15 protein-coding genes, 1 tRNA gene and 3 pseudogenes are annotated in these 15786 nt (G+C 67.0%); 7 read left to right on the forward strand and 12 right to left on the reverse strand.

Going from position 1 to position 15786, the window contains the following annotated elements:
• Window positions 1–150: 150 nt before the first annotated feature.
• The 5 genes and pseudogenes from thrC to StrepF001_RS25570 form a co-directional block, all read right to left on the reverse strand.
• Window positions 151–1209 carry a threonine synthase gene (gene thrC, locus StrepF001_RS25550; RefSeq protein ID WP_129800565.1) on the reverse strand — a complete coding sequence of 353 codons (1059 nt, stop codon included), beginning with the start codon at window positions 1207–1209 and terminating at the stop codon, window positions 151–153.
• A 6-nt stretch (window positions 1210–1215) separates the two neighbouring features.
• Window positions 1216–2505: a homoserine dehydrogenase gene (locus StrepF001_RS25555; RefSeq protein ID WP_129800697.1), complete on the reverse strand. Its 1290-nt coding sequence runs from the start codon at window positions 2503–2505 to the stop codon at window positions 1216–1218.
• Window positions 2506–2654: 149 nt separating this feature from the next.
• The gene (gene lysA / locus StrepF001_RS25560; protein ID WP_129800566.1) at window positions 2655–4046 is read right to left on the reverse strand and encodes a diaminopimelate decarboxylase; all 1392 of its coding nucleotides are present in this window, start codon (window positions 4044–4046) and stop codon (window positions 2655–2657) included.
• 13 nt (window positions 4047–4059) lie between these two features.
• Window positions 4060–5108: pseudogene (nrtL, locus tag StrepF001_RS25565) on the reverse strand (ArgS-related anticodon-binding protein NrtL).
• A 265-nt stretch (window positions 5109–5373) separates the two neighbouring features.
• The gene (locus tag StrepF001_RS25570) at window positions 5374–5961 is read right to left on the reverse strand and encodes a response regulator (protein WP_129800567.1); all 588 of its coding nucleotides are present in this window, start codon (window positions 5959–5961) and stop codon (window positions 5374–5376) included.
• An 83-nt stretch (window positions 5962–6044) separates the two neighbouring features.
• Between StrepF001_RS25570 and StrepF001_RS25575 the strand changes: the two genes are divergently transcribed.
• Window positions 6045–6116: transfer RNA gene (locus StrepF001_RS25575), tRNA-Arg, on the forward strand.
• 231 nt (window positions 6117–6347) lie between these two features.
• Here StrepF001_RS25575 and StrepF001_RS25580 read toward each other — a convergent pair.
• A pseudogene (locus StrepF001_RS25580) lies at window positions 6348–6992 on the reverse strand (site-specific integrase); the annotation flags it as partial.
• Between the two features lie 42 nt (window positions 6993–7034).
• Here StrepF001_RS25580 and StrepF001_RS25585 point away from each other — a divergent pair.
• The gene (locus tag StrepF001_RS25585; protein ID WP_129800568.1) at window positions 7035–7241 is read left to right on the forward strand and encodes a hypothetical protein; all 207 of its coding nucleotides are present in this window, start codon (window positions 7035–7037) and stop codon (window positions 7239–7241) included.
• 270 nt (window positions 7242–7511) lie between these two features.
• Here StrepF001_RS25585 and StrepF001_RS46510 read toward each other — a convergent pair whose 3' ends face one another.
• Window positions 7512–7733: a hypothetical protein gene (locus StrepF001_RS46510; RefSeq protein ID WP_129800569.1), complete on the reverse strand. Its 222-nt coding sequence runs from the start codon at window positions 7731–7733 to the stop codon at window positions 7512–7514.
• On the reverse strand, window positions 7723–8877 hold the full coding sequence (locus StrepF001_RS25595; protein ID WP_165396363.1) for a radical SAM protein: 1155 nt from the start codon (window positions 8875–8877) through the stop codon (window positions 7723–7725). The genes StrepF001_RS46510 and StrepF001_RS25595 overlap by 11 nt, the downstream gene beginning before the upstream one ends.
• Before the next feature lie 736 nt (window positions 8878–9613).
• Between StrepF001_RS25595 and StrepF001_RS25600 the strand changes: the two genes are divergently transcribed.
• The gene (locus StrepF001_RS25600; RefSeq protein WP_129800571.1) at window positions 9614–10312 is read left to right on the forward strand and encodes a hypothetical protein; all 699 of its coding nucleotides are present in this window, start codon (window positions 9614–9616) and stop codon (window positions 10310–10312) included.
• Window positions 10313–10631: 319 nt separating this feature from the next.
• Window positions 10632–10988: pseudogene (locus StrepF001_RS25605) on the forward strand (hypothetical protein).
• 485 nt (window positions 10989–11473) lie between these two features.
• Here StrepF001_RS25605 and StrepF001_RS25610 read toward each other — a convergent pair.
• Genes StrepF001_RS25610 through nthB form a run of 3 tightly spaced genes read right to left on the reverse strand, consistent with a single transcriptional unit; the run spans window position 11474 to window position 13157 of the window.
• Window positions 11474–11857 (reverse strand): nitrile hydratase accessory protein, encoded by a 384-nt coding sequence (locus tag StrepF001_RS25610; RefSeq protein ID WP_129800572.1) that lies wholly within the window; start codon window positions 11855–11857, stop codon window positions 11474–11476.
• Complete coding sequence (gene nthA / locus StrepF001_RS25615) at window positions 11854–12450, reverse strand: nitrile hydratase subunit alpha (protein WP_129800573.1); 597 nt, start codon at window positions 12448–12450, stop codon at window positions 11854–11856. The genes StrepF001_RS25610 and nthA overlap by 4 nt, the downstream gene beginning before the upstream one ends.
• Complete coding sequence (nthB, locus tag StrepF001_RS25620; RefSeq protein WP_346656964.1) at window positions 12447–13157, reverse strand: nitrile hydratase subunit beta; 711 nt, start codon at window positions 13155–13157, stop codon at window positions 12447–12449. Before nthB ends, nthA begins: the two co-directional genes overlap by 4 nt.
• 195 nt (window positions 13158–13352) lie before the next feature.
• Here nthB and StrepF001_RS25625 point away from each other — a divergent pair, with 195 nt between their 5' ends.
• Complete coding sequence (locus StrepF001_RS25625) at window positions 13353–13571, forward strand: hypothetical protein (protein WP_129800575.1); 219 nt, start codon at window positions 13353–13355, stop codon at window positions 13569–13571.
• Window positions 13572–13779: 208 nt separating this feature from the next.
• On the opposite strand, the gene StrepF001_RS25630 is transcribed toward StrepF001_RS25625, so the two are convergent.
• Complete coding sequence (locus tag StrepF001_RS25630) at window positions 13780–14496, reverse strand: hypothetical protein (protein ID WP_346656965.1); 717 nt, start codon at window positions 14494–14496, stop codon at window positions 13780–13782.
• Window positions 14497–14537: 41 nt separating this feature from the next.
• Here StrepF001_RS25630 and StrepF001_RS25635 point away from each other — a divergent pair, with 41 nt between their 5' ends.
• Both StrepF001_RS25635 and StrepF001_RS25640 read left to right on the forward strand, forming a co-directional pair.
• On the forward strand, window positions 14538–14843 hold the full coding sequence (locus StrepF001_RS25635; RefSeq protein WP_129799403.1) for a transposase: 306 nt from the start codon (window positions 14538–14540) through the stop codon (window positions 14841–14843).
• Complete coding sequence (locus StrepF001_RS25640) at window positions 14840–15733, forward strand: IS3 family transposase (RefSeq protein ID WP_129799404.1); 894 nt, start codon at window positions 14840–14842, stop codon at window positions 15731–15733. The genes StrepF001_RS25635 and StrepF001_RS25640 overlap by 4 nt, the downstream gene beginning before the upstream one ends.
• Window positions 15734–15786: the final 53 nt, after the last annotated feature.

The raw sequence follows: 15786 nt of genomic DNA on the forward strand, positions 1-15786 counted from the left end.
ACGACGCGGCACCGCGGCATATGCGGCGGGTGGGTTAGGTACAGCCTATCGAAGGAAGGTTCTGTGGCGACATAGGGCGCACAGGAGGCGCACGATGCGTGTCGTAAGCCCCCTGTGCACCCCCTACGGGGATGACCCTCGGAGCAGGCGTTATGCCAGGCCGAGGCGCTCGGCCGCCGTCGCCGCGTCGACCGGGACGGTGACCGGCTGCGGGGCGCCGGCGACGGCCCAGTCGGGGTCCTTCAGGCCGTTGCCGGTGACGGTGCAGACGATGCGCTGACCCGGGTCGACCAAGCCCAGCTCGGCGGCCTTCAGCAGACCGGCCACGGACGCGGCGGAGGCAGGTTCCACGAAGACGCCCTCCTGGGCGGCCAACAGGCGGTAGGCGCGCAGGATCTCACGGTCCGTCACCTCGTCGATGAAACCGCCGGACTCGTCCCGCGCGTTGAGGGCGTGCTGCCAGGAGGCCGGGTTGCCGATACGGATCGCGGTGGCGATGGTCGACGGGTCCTTGACGACCTCACCGCGCACGATGGGCGCACTGCCGGAGGCCTGGAAGCCCCACATGCGCGGGGTACGCCCGGCCACGCCGTCGGCGGCGTACTCCTTGTAACCCTTCCAGTAGGCCGTGATGTTGCCCGCGTTGCCCACCGGCAGGATGTGGATGTCGGGCGCCTCGCCGAGCATGTCCACAATCTCGAAAGCAGCCGTCTTCTGACCCTCGATACGCACCGGATTAACCGAATTGACCAGAGCGACCGGGTAGTTGTCGCTGAGCGCGCGAGCCAGCGTCAGGCAGTCGTCGAAGTTGCCGTCGACCTGCAGGATCTTCGCGCCGTGCACGAGCGCCTGGCCCATCTTGCCGAGCGCGATCTTGCCCTGCGGGACGAGCACGGCGGACACCATGCCCGCCCGTACGGCATAAGCGGCGGCGGAGGCGGACGTGTTGCCGGTGGAGGCGCAGATGACCGCCTTGGCGCCCTCCTCCTTGGCCTTGGAGATGGCCATCGTCATCCCGCGGTCCTTGAAGGACCCGGTCGGGTTGGCCCCCTCCACCTTGAGGTGGACCTCGCAGCCCGTGCGCTCGGAGAGCACCTGCGCGGGCACGAGGGGCGTGCCGCCCTCGCGGAGCGTCACGACCGGCGTGGTGTCGGAGACGGGCAGCCGGTCCCGGTACTCCTCGATGATTCCGCGCCACTGGTGGGTCATTGCTGGTTACTCTCCTTCAACCCGCATGATGCTGGCGACACCCCGCACGGTGTCGAGCTTGCGCAGCGCCTCGACGGTCCCGCTGAGGGAGGCGTCGGACGCGCGGTGCGTGACGACGACGAGGGAGGCCTCGCCGTCCTTGCCCTGCTGCCGCACCGTATCGATGGACACACCGTGCTCGGCGAACACGGTGGCCACCTGGGCGAGAACACCCGGTTTGTCGGCGACATCAAGGCTGATGTGGTAGCGCGTCACGACCTCGCCCATGGGCGAGACGGGCAGCGCGGCGTACGCGGACTCGCCGGGGCCGGTGGCGTTGCTGAGCCGGTTGCGGCAGACGGCGACCAGGTCACCGAGGACGGCGGAGGCCGTCGGGGAGCCACCGGCGCCGGGTCCGTAGAACATCAGCTGCCCGGCGGCGTCCGACTCGACGAACACGGCGTTGTACGCGCCGCGCACGGAGGCGAGCGGGTGGGTCAGCGGAATCATGGCCGGGTGCACGCGCGCGGTGACCGAGCCCCCGTCCGCGGCGCGCTCGCAGATGGCGAGCAGCTTGATGGTGCAGCCCATCTCCTTCGCCGAGGCGAAGTCGGCGGCGGTGACCTCGGTCATGCCCTCGCGGTAGACGTCGTCGAGGCGCACGCGCGTGTGGAAGGCGATTCCGGCGAGGATCGCGGCCTTGGCGGCGGCGTCGAAGCCCTCGACGTCGGCGGTGGGGTCGGCCTCGGCGTACCCGAGCGCGGTGGCCTCGTCGAGGGCCTCCTGGTAGCCGGCCCCCGTCGAGTCCATCTTGTCGAGGATGAAGTTGGTGGTGCCGTTGACGATCCCGAGCACCCGGTTGACCTTGTCGCCGGCGAGGGACTCGCGCAGCGGGCGGATCAGCGGGATGGCGCCGGCGACGGCGGCCTCGTAGTAGAGGTCCTTGTCGTTCGCCCCGGCCGCCGCGTGGAGGTCGGCGCCGTCCTGGGCGAGGAGGGCCTTGTTCGCGGAGACGACGGACGCACCGTGCTCGAAGGCGGTGGTGATCAGCGTACGGGCGGGCTCGATACCGCCGATGACCTCGACGACCACGTCGATGTCGCCGCGTTTGACGAGGGCGGTGGCGTCGGTGGTGACCAGGGCCGGGTCGATGCCCTCGCGCACCTTGTCGGGGCGGCGGACCGCGACGCCCGCGAGCTCGACGGGGGCGCCGATCCTGGCGGCGAGGTCGTCGGCGTGCGTCGTCATGATGCGCGCCACCTCTGAGCCGACCACTCCACAGCCCAGCAGCGCCACCTTCAGCGGACGCGTACGCATCATCCGACCTCGTTTCCTCTCACCGTATGCGGTTGCACCAGTCTCACTCACCGGACGGAAGTTTCTGCCCTTTGTCCGGATCGTGAGACATCTTTTTCATTTCGACGAGGGGTGGAGACAGGAGATCTTCCACCCCTCGTGGACTGGGATCATCCGACGTCGAGACGCAGGAGGTCCTCCTCCGTCTCCCGGCGGACGATCACCCGCGCCTCGCCGTCGTGCACGGCCACGACCGGCGGGCGGAGCACGTGGTTGTAGTTGCTGGCCATGGACCGGCAGTACGCGCCGGTGGCCGGCACCGCGATCAGGTCACCGGGTGCCAGGTCGGCCGGCAGGAACGCGTCCTTCACCACGATGTCACCGCTCTCACAGTGCTTGCCGACGACACGGGCGAGCATCGGCCCGGCGTCGGAGGTGCGGGAGACCAGGGCGACGCTGTACTCGGCGTCGTAGAGCGCGGTGCGGATGTTGTCCGACATGCCGCCGTCGACGGAGACGTACGTCCGCAGCCCGTCGAGGGGCTTGATGGTGCCGACCTCGTAGAGCGTGAAGGCGGTGGGCCCGACGATGGCCCGTCCGGGCTCGACGGAGATGCGCGGGGTGCGCAGCCTGGCGGCCTCGCACTCACGGCTGACGATCTCGGTGAGCGCCTTGGCGATCTCGTGCGGCTCGCGGGGGTCGTCGTCACTGGTGTACGCGATCCCGAGGCCACCGCCCAGATCGATCTCGGGCAGCTCGACGCCGTGCTCGTCACGGATGTCCTTGAGCAGCCCGACGACGCGGTGCGCGGCGACCTCGAAGCCCGACATGTCGAAGATCTGCGACCCGATGTGCGAGTGAATCCCGATCAGCTCGATCCCATCGAGCCGAAGGGCCCGTCGTACGGCCTCGGCGGCCTGTCCGCCGGCCAGCGGAATGCCGAACTTCTGGTCCTCGTGGGCGGTGGCGATGAACTCATGAGTGTGCGCCTCGACGCCGACCGTGACCCGGATCTGCACACGCTGCCGCTTGCCGAGGGACTGGGCGATGTGGGCGACGCGGACGATCTCCTGGAAGGAGTCGAGAACGATCCGCCCGACACCGGCGTCGATGGCCCGCTCGATCTCGTCGGTGGACTTGTTGTTGCCGTGGAAGGCGATCCGGTCGGCGGGCATGCCGGCGGAGAGGGCGGTGGCGAGTTCGCCGCCGGAGCACACGTCGAGGTTCAGCCCCTCCTCGTACAGCCAGCGCACGATCGCCCGGGACAGGAACGCCTTGCCCGCGTAGAAGACGTCCGCTTCATGACCGAAGGCCGTGCGCCAGGCACGGGCGCGGGCACGGAAGTCGGCCTCGTCGACGATGTAGGCGGGCGTGCCGAACTCCTCGGCGAGCTTCTTGACGTCGATACCGCCGACGGTCACGACTCCGTGGTCGTCCCGGCCGACGGTCTGCGCCCACACCTTCGCATCGAGGGCGTTGAGGTCGGCCGGCGGGGCGGAGTAGTGACCCTCGGGGAGGACGTCGGCGTGACGGGGCCCGGCGGGGTGTGCGGAACGGCTCATCTGGCGTGCTCTTTCAGAGGTGGTCGGGTGCGTCGATGCCGAGCAGGGCAAGGCCGCCGGCCAGCACCGTCCCGGCGGCTTCGGCGAGGGCGAGCCGGGCGCGGTGGGCGGCCGAGGGTTTCTCCTCGCCGCACGGCAGCACGGCGGGCAGCAGGGCGAGGGCGGCATCGGCGACGGTGACGAGGTGCCGGGCGAGACGGTCGGGGGCGCGGTCGCGGGCGGCCGCGGTGAGGATGCGGGGGTGGTCGGCGAGCAGGGCCTCGAGGTGCGCTGCGTCCGGTACGTGGCCGGGGTCGGCGGCGAAGCCCAGATCGACGGCGTTACGGGCGACGGCCCGGCTGCGGGCGTGGGCGTACCGCACCCGGAAGAGGGGGTTGCCCTCCCGCTGGACCAGATGATCGACGGTGATCCGGGGCCGGTCGTGCGCCGCGGGCTGGAGCAGGGCCCAGCGGGCGGCGTCACGGCCGAGGGGGAGGGATCGGTGGGGGCGGGGACGGGCCGTACGGTGACGACGTCGCGCGGTGCCGGTGCGTCCGGGCCGCCGTAGGCGTCGACGCGCACGCCGAGCACCGACTCCCACTCCGGGTCGGGCCGGGCAGTACAGCTGGTACGGACGAGGGCGCCCTGGGAACGCAGGATGCGGGCGGCGGCCTCCGCCACGACGACGGCACGCACCTCATGAGGGCAGTGCAGCCGCACCACCTGCCCGGCGAGGGCGTCGGAGTGTCCGTAGCGCAGGCCTTCCCGCAGGATGCGCTGCACCAGACCGACGGAGGCGGCGCCGTCGAGGGCGATGTTGAGGAACCCCGGCCCGGTGATCTCGACCCCGGTGACGCCGTCCGCCCCGGCGAGATACGGGCGGAGCACCTCGGCGACCACACGCGGCGGCTGCCCGGCAGGGCGGGCGAGCTGCAGGGCGATGTTGGTGGCGTAGTCCCCCCACCCCCCGGGCCCCGGCGGCTCGACCACGGCCCGTACGGGCACGGTCACGCTCAGCTCCCCCTCGTCGACAGCGCGACGCACCGCATGCAGCACGGTGCGGGAGAGCTCGACGGGGGTCACGGGACAAGCGTATGGGAGGAGGGGGGTGGGTAGGCGAGCTGGTTTGGGAGAGGGTCCGGGATGTGGACGTACGGCTGCGGGCGGCTGCTGCGGTCGACCGCGACTGGCCGGTCTGCCGGCCGGGGCTCATTCGCCTGCCCGCCCGGGGCCCATTCACCTGCCGGCCTTGGCTCATCCGCCTGCGAGTCCCCGTGCCCATTCGCCTGTCAGGCCTCGGCTCATCCGCGTGCCGGATCAGCGCCAGGTCGGCGCTCCGGGCCGCCGCTCACCCGCCCGCTCGACCGGCGCTCTCGGCCTCCGCGGCCCCGAGCAGCCCGCCGACTCCGGAGCCGATCACACCAGCGCTGCCGCCGCTCCCCCTGCCACTCCCACTCCCACTCCCACTCCGCGTGATCAACCGCCGTACGAGCTGTACGAGTTCGGCGGGCTCGAAGGGCTTGGGGAGGAAGGCGTCGACGCCCACATCGAGGCCGGTCTCGACCTCGTACTGCGTACAGGCGCTGATGATGGCAAGGGGAAGATCACGCGTCCGCGGATCCGCACGCAGGCGGGCGGCAGTCCGCAACCCGTCCAACCGCGGCATGACGACATCGAGGGTGACCACATCTGGCTGCACCTGATGGACGACATCCAGACACTCGGCACCATCGGCCGCGGTCACCACCTCGAGGCCCTCCAGCTCGAGATTGACCCTGATCAGCTGCCGGATGACCTTGTTGTCGTCCACAACAAGCACCCGGCCCGACGCGCCTGACACAACTCGAGAGTAGGTGCGGACCGGCCACCGCGTCCGGGTTTTCCCCACTTCCACCCCCTGCGGGCGAGCCACACCCCTGGTTGACGTCCTGGCCATCCCCCCGAAACCAGTTCATGACCACCCCGAAGGAGCTGGTAGTGTTCTACCCGTCGCCGCGAGCAAGAACCCGCGACCGACACGCCCCCGTAGCTCAGGGGATAGAGCAACGGCCTCCGGAGCCGTGTGCGCAGGTTCGAATCCTGCCGGGGGCACCCCTTATGAGGTGCCTAAAGACCCCGTGACCAGCACAGATGCTGAGTGCGGGGTCTTCGCGTGTGTGCAGCCGTATGCCACTCTGAGCGGCCCTATGTCGGCGTCCGTGGACTATTCGTGGACACGATCTTGAGGCATTGTCCCTGGTCAGGCCACAGGAACGGCGAAGGCCCCCGGACGGATCCAGGGGGCCTGAAGCCTAGCGCGGCTCACGCGCTACTCACGCGCGATCACTCGTACTCGCGCAGCAGCTCTTCGATCTTGCGGTTGGCGATCTCCTGCCGACCGTCGATGCACTTCGCGTAGCGGCTCAGCAGGACCTCGACGCTGTTGCCCGCACGCTCGGCGACCTCGGTCGCGTCGACGCCGGAGTTGAGCCAGGTCGACAGCGCCGAGTGCCGGAGGTCGTACGGGCGGGCGGCGAGCGGTGAGGCCAAAACGGCCGGCGGGAGCGCCAGCGCGCGAGCCTCCTGCCAGACCCGGAAGTACGTCGACGAACCGACTACTCCCCCGCGCTCGTTGGTGAACAGCCGCCCGTCCTTCGCAGTGCCGAAGGTGTCGAGGTGATCCCGGAGGATCGCGACGAGCTGGGGCGGGATCGGCACGGGCCGGACCTCTTCGAGGGGCCGGTTCTTGAGGCCGCGGTCGTCGTGGGTTTCGCCGGAATCGGTCCACCGCTTGCCGACGCTGGGGCGTGTGCGATTCAGCAGAGCCGTTCCCCAACCCGTTTCCGGCAGCTTCAGGTCTGCCTCTTTGAGGCCCACAGCTTCAGCCGGGCGAAAGGCGCCGTAGTACATGCAGGCGAACAAGCCGACCAGTCGACGACCGCGCGCACGGCCATATCCGCCGACGTACGAGACCGCAGTCAGCAGGTCGACCCGCATGCAGGTCGCCTGGAGGTCGGCGACTCCTGCCTGGTGGGCATCCCCGAGACCCTCGTGCGGATCATCGACATCGGCCGCTTCGACCCGCCAGCAGACGTGGGATGGCTTCCGAGACCCCACACCATGTTGATCGTGTTGCCGGTCGATCACCCTCACGACCCTCACACAGAGGAAGAAGGCGACACCATCGACCTCGAATCTGCGGCTCCCATCAAGATCGAGTTGGTATCGCGCGGCTGAGTGAGTTCTCTGCCGGGCCGTCTCTGGGCCGTCCAAGGGGGATCGGCGACGACAGATGATGACCACCAACGACAGGCGTCCGGACCGACAGCCGCAGGTCACCCGATTGGATCTGCGACGCTGGTACAGCCATGCCTAAAGCCCGGCGTTAGAACCCTCGTCAAAGACCGTCGCATCCATAACGAGATCCTCGTACGGCCAGTGACGGCTAATCACTGGCGCCGTACGAGGATCTCGCTCGCGCTCACCTAAACCCGCACACCGGGCTAGCTAGTGAATGATGGTGACAACTGCGCTGGATGCCAGCGTCTCATCCACCCAAGCCTGTCCGTCTCGGAGGTCGAGGTTAAGCCCGAGGGCATCGATAACTGCCTGATCCTGGACGTCGACACCGCTCTTCTCGAGCATGTCGAAGACGTTAGCGATGAATTTTGCTCGACTTACTGGACTGGCAATCAGATTTGCCCGCAGAGCCTCAAGATCATTCGCCATCGTTTGCTTCACTTCCTTCAGTTTTCGCCCGAATTCGAGGCATTGGCAGGAACTGGAGGTTGGATGAAGAAACCTCCGAGACCCCATCTTGCGGAGCCATGTCTACAATTTCCGCCAGGATCTCTGTGGTCTTTGACCTTCCCAGCATTCCCTCAATCGCGTCTATGGCTTTCAGGGTCTTATCTGCTTCGTAACCAGAGAACGCCCGCTTGACACGATCAGACATGCTGCGGGTGCCGAAGATTGCGTGACAGAGACTGCATGGCCCGGCACTCGACTCGACGCGAGGAAGCTCAGCCGCAAGCTCAGGGTCTCGCTCTTCAATGATCCTATAAAGTTCACCAAGCCCCTTCCTCTTCATTGTCCGGAGGAGAAGTGACCCATCTACGCGATCCCAAATATCCTTGAGCGATTCAAAGTGGGCGTTTCCTGCTTGGATCCCAGGAGTAGAGCGATTGAACGTAGAACAACACGGGTAGGTGCGGCCATCCCAAAAGACAACGAGATCATGGTAGATGCGCCTGTAGCAAGCCAAATCATCCAGGCCCAAATGAAGGCCGTATGTGGATTGGGTAATAGGCCGAGAGGCCGCGCGACCTACTTTTGCAATATATTTGTTAAACAACCTCAGGCCAGGGATGCCGGCCAGCTCTGGCGCATACCCAGCAAGACTCTCCCCCGCGTCCGCGAACGTCCCAACCACATAGGTGTCCACCTGACGCCTGAGTGATGCATTGCAGGCATTGATGACGTTTGCGGTCCGGACGAACTCGGCATGTGCCGGATCGTGACTCACATTCAGGCGCGAGAGACCAAGATCCGCGAGGCGATCAATGAGAGCTTCGGCGGATTCCGGAGAATCTGCCCAGTGGCATGCGGTGGCAATGGTGAACGGAAGGGAATGGCTCTGAGCCCTCTCCGCAATAGCGCAAACCTCATCTGGAAATAGCAGCGGCTCGCCGCCGGTAAATGCAATGGAGGAGAACACGCCGAGTGTCGCAGCCTGATCCACAAGGGAAAATGCCAAATCGACGGGCATTTTCTGTGACGCCCGTCCGCTATGACAACTGTAACAGCAGAAGTCACACTTCAACGGGCACGCCATTGTGTAGTTCAAGACGAGGATGCTTTTTTCTTTGCTCATCCAATCATACACATCTGTTGGTACCCAGTCCCGATCTGGTGACGTGTCGAACCCTCGTTGAGAGTCGCTAACAGACATATATGGACACCCGCCCCCGTCACCCTCTGGTTTCCCCGTAATCCCCGCGGTGAAGTGTGGCTGCGGTGGGATACGCATGTCAAGAGTTAGCGCGTTGAGTGCATCCACGTAACTGACACCGACTTCCGACCTTTGAGGCTGGAGATACACGATTTCCCATAGGGAACATTGAGATTGCACATCGAAAGCGGTTCGGGTGAGACGGTGGCGCCTGCCTTGGTCGTATTTATTGACCGTTCAGAAACAGGTTCTGACCTTATTCTTCAGCATCGATGCTCTTTCTCCGTCAGATCCTTTCGGCGTAGGTGGCTGACCTTGACGACGATCTGACTTCGGAGAACTGGGGAAGAGGTCGCTCTCATGGGGGAACTGGGCATCGCGATCAACGCAGCGGCAAGCCACCCTGACGACGGCCACTGGCATCATCAGCTGAAGCGGTGATCACCACACCGTGGACTATCTGTGGACAGGCCCGACCCAAGCGAGCGGCAGTGAGGGTCTGACCGGCCGCTTTCCCTGGGACCGAAGGGCCCTCCGGAGCCGTGCTACTTACCGAAACCGGTAATTACACTGCCACAGCGTGAGTTGGGCTCCGTGGTTGGTCAGTGTTGGCAAGCGTGACCATCAAAGTCACCCTCTCCCGGGGCAGGATGGGGCCATGACACCCACCGACCTGTCTCGCCTGCAGTTGCCGCGAGCGTGCCGTGATGCTCTTGCCCAGCAGCGGCCGGAGCGGATCGACCGTCACACCATTACCATCGCCTCCGACTGGTGGAACACCGAGATAGCCGCCGCCCACCTGCCTGGTGCTCCCGTGACCGGACCGGATGTCACGCAGCTCAGTCGCGGGGACTTGTTCACAGACGCGGCCAATCTTGATGCGAGTTCCGAAAAGGAACTGCTCCGGTTTCTATGGCGAGTCCTCGCCTGGGGCAGTGGCATGAAACTCCGCCTCAACCGCAAGCGCATCCGAGCCGTGGCGGATAGCCAGTCCTCAGCCGTGGCGGCTCTGCGCCAGGCTCTGCAGGCAGCCCGCGAGGATCCCGCGCAGGCATACGAAGCTCTGCGTCCAGGAGGGCGCAACGCAATCGCGTACCTGGGCCCGTCGTTCTCGACCAAGGTCCTGTACTTCGCCGGCGGCGGCGCTCTCGACCACCCGTGCGCGATCCTGGACTCTCAGGTGGCCACCACGCTCAAGAACAACTGCGGGTGGGACTCGCTCGGTGAGGACGAATGGCCCACCAGCACCTACGCTCGGTACTCCGCGCTCCTGGACCGCTGGGCTCAGGAGGAGAGCGGCCGGCTCGGGCGCCGTATCGGCGTCGACGAAATCGAACGATGGTTGTTCAAGCCCTGAAGGGCGAACCGCACTGTCGGATGCGGGCGCAGACGTCCAAAGCCCACGGTCGCCCAGAGTGCGTCGGGGTGTAGGGGTAGGAGTCGTGCCACTCGTGTGCCAGATGCTGTGGAGACTCACGGGGAACAGCGGGGACTCGGCCGCAGGTCCGCAGAGGCGCGTGTACCGTTCCGCCACAGGTCAATGCAGTCTTCGCCCCGAGAAAACCCAAGCTTCCCAAGCTGATGGCGCCCTCGGCTGGGAGACCGTCCATCGGCGCCTACCCTGCCCGTTCCACCAGCAGGGCCGGCTTGTCGGTGCAGTGTGAGAGCCTCCGGGCATGAGCTACGACTTGGCTGTGTGGGAGGGGGAGCGTCCGGCCGACGACAGGGCGGCCGGGCGAGCGTTCACGGCCCTCTATGACCGCTACGTGGACACGGATGAGCAGCATCCGCCGATCGAGCGCATAGCGGCTTACGTCGCCGCGCTCCTGCAACGGTGATGTGACCTGACCGAGGACGTGGAGGACACCTCCCCCTGGTCGACGGGGCCGTTGATCGGGGAGGCGTGCGGCCCGCTCATCTACTTCCCGATGCGGTGGAGCATGGCGGAGGAGGCCTCCACCTATGCGGCGGCCCTCGCACAGTCCATGGGGCTGGTCTGCTTCGACCCTCAAGAGAACCGGTTCAGGCCCTGAAGCTGAGGGGCGCGCTTCCGTCTCATTCAGCACCGTTCACCGGCTTTCAGGCAGGACCCAGAGCCGCTCGTGAGCCGACCGTCAACCTCCCATCAACGCACGTGAACGCCCCCGCACACAGCCCACCACCCCACCAACACAGTTGGAAAGCGAGTAACGCGGTTCGATTCCCGCCACGGCCTCTGGTGTCTGACCATGCAAAACAAAGGGGTGGCACCCGCGGAGGGCGCCACCTTTCCGGACTTCCGTCTCAGTAATCCGGGGGCCTGACGGCTCCACCCCGTGGGCGTGAAAATCGGTGCGTGGCCGTCCGGCGGACGTCGAGGAAACTTGGTGCGATCCGAGCCTGTGTCTCAGTTCCCGTCTCCCTTGCCCAACACCGGCGCGCAGCTGGCCTCCGACTCACATGCGGGGAGGAGCCGCGAACGCGCCGGATACCGGAGGGTGCTCCGACGGTGGGGCACCCCTCGTGCACAGCACGAACGTCAGCTCTGAGAGCGGTCCCGCGCGTGGTGGTGCTCGTGGCCGGGGTCGTCCCGGTGGTCGTGGCCCGGGGGACGTTGCGCCAGGGCTTGGGCGCGTGCGGTTACCTCGTCCGTGGACACGGCGCACAGGCCGACGAGCACGTCCTCCAGGGCGGCCAGCCAGAGCCGGTAGTAGGGATACGGCTCGTCCCGCGCCGGCGTGGCCTCCCAGGCCGCGATGCGGGCGATCAGGGCGGCCTGGAATTGCGGCCAGGTGAACGCGCCCGCCTCGTACAGGCTGACGGCCATGCCGAAGGCGCGGCTCTCCCACGGCTCGGAGAACACCAGCTCGCCGTTGGAGCGGGGCGGTGCGGCCGGGCCCTCGATGTCCAGCGGCGCGGTCATGGGGCCGCCACCTTGGCCACGCCGACCATCGCATCCCTCGTCACCAGGGACACGAGCTCTTCCTCGGTGAGGTGCTCGGTGCCTGCCGGGCGCTCGGGCAGCACCAGCCAGCGCACCTCACTGGTGGAGTCGTGAACGGTGATCTGCACGTCGTCGTCGAGGTCGAGTCCCATCTCGGACAGCACCGTGCGGGGTTCCTTCACCACGCGCGCACGGTAGGCGGGGTCCTTGTACCAGCTCGGTGGCAGGCCGAGCACCGGCCACGGGTAGCACGAGCACAGCGTGCACACCACCACGTGGTGGGTGGTCGGGGTGTTCTCCACCACCACGATGTGCTCGCCCTGCGGCCCCGAGAAGCCGAGTTCCTTGATGGCGGCAGTGCCGTCCTGGAGCAGCCGCCGCCGGTACTCCGGGTCGGTCCACGCCTTGGCGACGACCTTGGCGCCGTTGAGCGGGCCCACGTTGGTCTCGTACTCGGTGATGATTCCGTTCATCACCTTCGGGTCGATCAGTCCCCGCTCGGTGAGCAGCTGCTCGAGCGCCTCGGTGCGCAGGGCCGGAGGAAGGCGCTCGCCCGATCCGGTGGTGGTCATGATGTGGTCTCCAGGTAGCTCTCGTACATCTCCACGGTGAGCGCGAAGGGATCGGCGTCGGCGCCCCACAGCTCGCGTGAGTCGAACCGCACCGAGTAGACGTGCTGAGGGTTCTCACCCAGAAAGTGGGCGTTGGTGTCCGGCAGCACGGAAGCGGGCCGGATGTCCTGGACGACTCCGGTGTGTCCGCGCACATAGCGCGGCAGCCGGGTGTGCCCGGGCACCGACACGTCCCGGGCCCGCACACACTCGCCGACGGCGAAGGCCGGCGCCGTGTCCATGGAGCGCAGCGAGCCCACGGCAGTGGGCGCGTAGTCGGGTACTGCGGGCGCGGGGATCGGGGGCTCCTCGACGTGTTCGCCGCGCAGGTTGCGGGCGCGGGCGTCGATCGCACCGGGCGCCAGGATGGCGCTGTCGGTGAGCATCAGCTCCCCAGCGTTGAGCCAGCGCCCGTAGTAGCCGTCGTCCAGGTAGGCGACCCGGTCCAGGCGCTCCAGCGCGTGGCGGAAGGCGTCCACGTTGATGCCGCCGGACGCCACACGGCTGGAGAGGATCGCCAGCGCGAAGGCCCGGCGCTGCCAGGGCTCCGCGAAGACTGGTTCATCACGCCGCGGCGAGTGAACGGGACCCCATCCCGGGGTTCCTCCCATATCCGCAATGCCATCCATGGCAGGACTCTCCAAATAGCCGCATAACGGACTGGACATCTGAATCGTATGCGGCAGGTGTCATCCGTGCCGCGATGACGACGCCGCGCATACGCCTGGGCCGCGCCCTCAAGCCCGCTGTGTTCGGCCGGCCGCCAGTGATGCAGTGCAGCTAATGTCGATGGAGGACGCGCAATGCCCATGTCTCACGCGGAGATCTTGGTACTGACGGAGTGCGCTAGTGGTTCATGGAACATGCAATGGCGGCTCAAGTGTCCCGCCTGCGGAACCGACGAGGTCGGCGACCACGAGGCAGTGACCGTGCACCCCGACCGGGACGACTACGACAGCCCGCTGGGGACCCGCGGCGGATACGTACGAGTCGACCTGACATGCAGCGATGGACACGGCTTCGCCTTCATCATGGGCAACCACAAAGGGGCGGAGTTCGTCGGCATCGTGCCTCGTGTCTGAGGTGAGAACCTGGCCCTCATGTCGCTCGTTGTCCTGGTCTTTGTCCAGCGCGCTGACGGACGCCCCCGTTCACTTGCCGTACGCGCACCCCGTCTGACCTGCCGCGCGAACCCCCACGGACGCCCCCGTACGGTCATGCGGACAGTTGGAAAGCGTGTGGGTCGACAGCGGACGGGATGAGAGCTGAGGAGGGTGTGGGGTAGGTGAATCATCGGCTGCGGGAGTCGGCAAGCCATGCGCGCCAGACGCATCGGGTGTTGGGTATCTCGGGACGGTCGAGCAGCCAAAGCAGGTAACTTGCGTGAAGCTGTGCCCACGGGTTGTCCGAGCGGTGAGCCCTGTCGGGTCTGCCGCGCAAGTCGTCTCCGTCTATGGCCCGTGCCACACGCACGTACTCACGGTCCTTGCACCGGTAAGCACGCTGGACAACGAGATCAACAAGATCGACGAGTTTGGCTCTGACCGCTTCGCCATGGCCGTTGGCCGCCAGCTTCCGTATGAGTGTTTGCTTCGTACCCCACGCCTTGGCGTGTTGTGTCCACTCCTGTGGATACCGGGCCTCCCACTCCAGGAAGAGCAGCGCGAAGGGCAGCCCCGGCCACGTGCTGATGCCCCCAGAGATGGGCGTGTTCCACAGTGCTTCCGGCAGGCAACGACTCGCGGCCTCGTCGTAAGCCTCTCGGGCAGCTACGAGCACCGGCTCCCGGTACTGTTCCTCGTGCCCCAATCCTGAGGTCAGGTGCCAGGCCTCGTTGAACCGAGCACGAGTTCTCCGGACCTTGGCGCGAGCGCTGGCCAGGCGGACAAGTGCAGCGGCACGTTCGACGGGTTCCGGTGCTATCAAGCCGTAAGCCCACTCCAAACGCTCAGCCCACCCGTGGCCGTCGTCGGCGCCCGAGTGAAGCTTCCCCTTGATCACGGACACCTGGAGACTGGGACGTGAGGTTCCAGAGGAAGTAGCACCAGGTGGGAAGCAAGAGCAACCGCAGCAGGCGGTACACGGAGGAGTTCAAACGGGACGCGGTCGCGCTCGTGCGCTCCTCCGGGAAGACCGTCACCGAGGTGGCCCGGGAGCTCGGGGTCAGCGCTGAGGGACTGCGGAACTGGGTCAAGCAGGACACGATCGACCGCGGGCAGGGGGCGCCGGGAGAGCTGACGACGGCCGAGCGCGAAGAGCTGCGCCGGCTGCGGAGGTTGGCCGCCGAGCAGGCGGAGACGATCGAGGTGCTGCGAAAAGCGGCGGTCTTCTTCGCGAAGGAGAGCGATCGATGAGCGATGTGTACGCGTTCATCGAGGCGGAGAAGACCATCCATGGCGTCGCTCTTCTGTGCCGGCTGCTGAAGGTGGCCCGCTCCTCCTTCTACGCGTGGCTGGCCGGCGAGAAGACCCGGCGGGCGAAGCAGGCTGCCGACGACGCCCTGGCGCACGAGATCACCGTGCTGCACCTCGCCTCCCGCCGCGCCTACGGGGTGCCGCGGATCCATGCTGAGCTGCGCCGGCTCGGGCACCGGATCAACCGCAAGCGCATCGAGCGCGTCATGCGCGAGCGCGGCATCGCCGGCGTGACCCGCCGCAGGCGCCGGTCGCTGACCCGCCCGGCCAAGAGGGCCGTGCCCGCGGCGGACCTGCTCGGGCGGGACTTCACCGCCCCGGCACCCGGGATGAAGCTCGTCGGCGACATCACCTTCATCGCCACCGAGGAGGGCTGGCTCTACCTGGCGACCTGGCTCGATCTGGCGACCCGCGAGATCGTCGGCTACTCCATGGCCGACCACCACCGCGCCTCGCTGGTCGTCGACGCGCTGGTCATGGCTGCCGCACGCAGCCGGCTCCAGCCCGGCTGCATCGCGCATTCGGACCGCGGCAGCGAATACACCTCCGACGAACTCCGCCGCGAGATATGCCGGTTGGGGCTGCGGCAGAGCATGGGCCGCACCGGCTCGTGCTTCGACAACGCCGCCGCCGAGTCATTCTTCGCACTGCTGAAGGAAGAGATCGGCACCCGCTGCTGGCCGGACCGGGCGAGCGCCCGAGCGGAGGTCTTCGCCTTCATCGAGACCTTCTACAACCGCCGGCGACTGCGGAAGCATCCGGTCTGGGGCTACCTCACCCCGCTGGAGATCCGGCAACGACACGAACAAGGACACGCCCTCGTGGCGTAAGCATCGAGTGTCCAACATCACGGGGAAACTTCCAAGGCCGGGTAGTTAGCGTT

The sequence above is a fragment of the Streptomyces sp. F001 genome (genome assembly GCF_004187715.1).
Lineage (GTDB): Bacteria > Actinomycetota > Actinomycetes > Streptomycetales > Streptomycetaceae > Streptomyces > Streptomyces flavusporus.

Excerpts from the sequence above, each read along its gene's own strand:
- thrC (WP_129800565.1), bottom strand. The coding sequence starts at position 1,209 with ATGACCCACCAGTGGCGCGGAATCATCGAGGAGTACCGGGACCGGCTG.
- StrepF001_RS25555 (WP_129800697.1), bottom strand. The coding sequence starts at position 2,505 with ATGCGTACGCGTCCGCTGAAGGTGGCGCTGCTGGGCTGTGGAGTGGTC.
- lysA (WP_129800566.1), bottom strand. The coding sequence starts at position 4,046 with ATGAGCCGTTCCGCACACCCCGCCGGGCCCCGTCACGCCGACGTCCTC.
- StrepF001_RS25570 (WP_129800567.1), bottom strand. The coding sequence starts at position 5,961 with ATGGCCAGGACGTCAACCAGGGGTGTGGCTCGCCCGCAGGGGGTGGAA.
- StrepF001_RS46510 (WP_129800569.1), bottom strand. The coding sequence starts at position 7,733 with ATGGCGAATGATCTTGAGGCTCTGCGGGCAAATCTGATTGCCAGTCCA.
- StrepF001_RS25595 (WP_165396363.1), bottom strand. The coding sequence starts at position 8,877 with ATGAGCAAAGAAAAAAGCATCCTCGTCTTGAACTACACAATGGCGTGC.
- StrepF001_RS25600 (WP_129800571.1), top strand. The coding sequence starts at position 9,614 with ATGACACCCACCGACCTGTCTCGCCTGCAGTTGCCGCGAGCGTGCCGT.
- StrepF001_RS25610 (WP_129800572.1), bottom strand. The coding sequence starts at position 11,857 with ATGACCGCGCCGCTGGACATCGAGGGCCCGGCCGCACCGCCCCGCTCC.
- nthA (WP_129800573.1), bottom strand. The coding sequence starts at position 12,450 with ATGACCACCACCGGATCGGGCGAGCGCCTTCCTCCGGCCCTGCGCACC.
- nthB (WP_346656964.1), bottom strand. The coding sequence starts at position 13,157 with ATGTCCAGTCCGTTATGCGGCTATTTGGAGAGTCCTGCCATGGATGGC.
- StrepF001_RS25625 (WP_129800575.1), top strand. The coding sequence starts at position 13,353 with ATGCAATGGCGGCTCAAGTGTCCCGCCTGCGGAACCGACGAGGTCGGC.
- StrepF001_RS25640 (WP_129799404.1), top strand. The coding sequence starts at position 14,840 with ATGAGCGATGTGTACGCGTTCATCGAGGCGGAGAAGACCATCCATGGC.